The sequence below is a fragment of the Nocardia sp. NPDC060220 genome (assembly GCF_042727815.1).
Taxonomy (GTDB): domain Bacteria; phylum Actinomycetota; class Actinomycetes; order Mycobacteriales; family Mycobacteriaceae; genus Nocardia.
The window spans coordinates 1-1,858 of record NZ_JBHWZY010001123.1 but is presented as its reverse complement, the minus strand read 5'-3'; the positions used below and the strand labels follow the sequence as shown (position 1 = coordinate 1,858).

Sequence of the window (1,858 nt, the reverse complement as noted above, 5' to 3'; positions counted from 1 at the left end):
CACCTTGGTCGCGGCTGCCACGGCGGCTGCGCTCGCACCGCCGAGTTCGGTCGCGGCGCTGGCGGTGGCGCTCGGACTGCTCGGGGTGGGCTGGAATCTGGGACTGGTCGCGGGGACGACGATGATCGCGGATGCGACGCCGGTCGCCACCCGGGCTCGGACACAGGGCACCGTCGATGTGGGCATCGCGGTCGCGGGCGCTGGGGGCGGGCTGGGATCCGGGGTCATCGTGGCATTCGCCGACTACCCGGGTCTGGCGTTCCTCGGTGCGGGGATCGCGCTGCTGATCGTGCCCGCATTGGCGTGGGCCACTCGTCGGCCTGCGGTTCGCGACGAGGTCGTGCGGGTCGAGACCTGAGCGTTGTGGTGACAGCTCGTCCTGGCAAGAGGCTGGGGCCGTGCGATGATCTGGCGATGAAAGGTCAGACGAGTACCGCCCGGCTGTTGACACTGTTCGGTGGTGTCGCGCTCGTGATGCTGATGGTCAACTGGAGCCTGATGCGCGCGGTCGCGTTCGCGGTGATCTGGGCGGTCGCGGCGGGCGTGCTGGTGTTGCGTGACCGGCGCCGTGGTGCCGAGGACACCGCGCCCGCCGTGGTTTCCGACGCAGGCGTCTCAGACTCCGGCGAGCGCTGAGGCCAGATCCGGCACATCCAGGGCCTGCATGGCCTGCTGGCGCACATCAGCGCAGTGCTGCTGGGTGACGGCATCGATCACCTCGCGGTTGCGAGCCACCGCCACATTGATGCCGCCGCTGCGCACCGCCCAGTTCTGCACTGTGGCGTTGAACGACACGCGCGCCACAGTGACTCCCTGCGCACGCCAATTATCGAGATCCGGGGCCATCATCTCGCACAGGTGCGCGGCCGCCTCATCGGAGATTTCCGGCGCGCCCTCGGCCGACGGCGGCAGACCGGGATCAGGTGCCTCGGTGCTGGTAGCGCAGCCGGCGACAACCAGCAGCCCGATCAACACGGCCCCTCGTAGATGTGTGAACACGACGCTGTCCCTCCGGTAGAGGTTTTTCCTTGCTCAGTGCGAATGCCCGCCTTTCGACGGCTCAAACAGCGGTCCACGGCCGGAAATCGCTGGGGGAAGCAGGGATTCGGACAGCCGGCCTGGAATAGAGCGAGGCTGGTTCGACAGCGCGCCCAGTTCGGCCGAACGGCGTTCTGCCGCGATCAATGCCTGACCGAAAGCCGAACGCACACCACCCCGCTCGAGTTCTCGCATCGCCCCTGCGGTCGTTCCCTCGGGTGAGGTGACGGCAGCGCGCAACTCCACGCAAGACCGGCCCGACTCGGTCAACAACGCGGCCGAACCGAGCATGGTCTGCTGCACCAACTGGGTGGCTACCTCCCGGGACAGACCCAGCTGCACCGAGGCGTCGATCATGGCCTCGATCACCAGAAAGAAATACGCGGGCCCCGAACCCGACACCGCGGTCACCGCGTCCATCTGCGACTCGGCGACGGTCACCACCTTGCCGACCGCCTCCATCACCTCACCGACCAGCCGCAACTGCTCCTCGCTACAGTGACGGCCCGCCGCGATGGCGCTCATGCCCTGGCCGACCAGCATCGGGGTGTTCGACATGACCCGCACCACCGGGAAACCGGCGGGCAGCTCAGCTTCCATCCGTGCCGTCGATACACCCGCGGCCAGCGACACCAGCACCTGATCGCGCGCCCTGCCAACCATCGACTCGGCCAGTTCGGCGAGCACGCCGTCCACATCGCGCGGTTTCACCGCGATCACCATCAGATCCGCATTCTCGGTCGCATCCGCGAGACTGGTCATCGCCCGGATGCCGAACCGCTCGACCCGCGCCAACACCCGCCCCACAACCACCAGATCC

General features: G+C 68.0%; 3 protein-coding genes and 1 pseudogene. 2 read left to right on the top strand and 2 right to left on the bottom strand.

The features are described from left to right. Both ACFWF3_RS34370 and ACFWF3_RS34365 read left to right on the top strand, forming a co-directional pair. Nucleotides 1-358, top strand: a pseudogene (locus ACFWF3_RS34370) (MFS transporter); the annotation flags it as partial. A 56-nt stretch (nucleotides 359-414) separates the two neighbouring features. Beyond that, a complete protein-coding gene (locus tag ACFWF3_RS34365) occupies nucleotides 415-636 on the top strand; it encodes a hypothetical protein (protein ID WP_378991878.1) in 222 nt (73 codons plus the stop codon). On the opposite strand, the gene ACFWF3_RS34360 is transcribed toward ACFWF3_RS34365, so the two are convergent. Next, on the bottom strand, nucleotides 616-999 hold the full coding sequence (locus ACFWF3_RS34360; RefSeq protein WP_378991877.1) for a hypothetical protein: 384 nt from the start codon (nucleotides 997-999) through the stop codon (nucleotides 616-618). The two genes, ACFWF3_RS34365 and ACFWF3_RS34360, sit on opposite strands and share 21 nt — an antisense overlap. A gap of 33 nt (nucleotides 1,000-1,032) precedes the next feature. Then, a partial coding sequence (gene proC, locus ACFWF3_RS34355; RefSeq protein ID WP_379318200.1) for a pyrroline-5-carboxylate reductase occupies nucleotides 1,033-1,858 on the bottom strand: 826 nt, incomplete at its 5' end.

Bases quoted from the DNA above. Each gene is read 5' to 3' on its own strand.
- ACFWF3_RS34365 (WP_378991878.1), top strand. From the start codon at position 415: ATGAAAGGTCAGACGAGTACCGCCCGGCTGTTGACACTGTTCGGTGGT.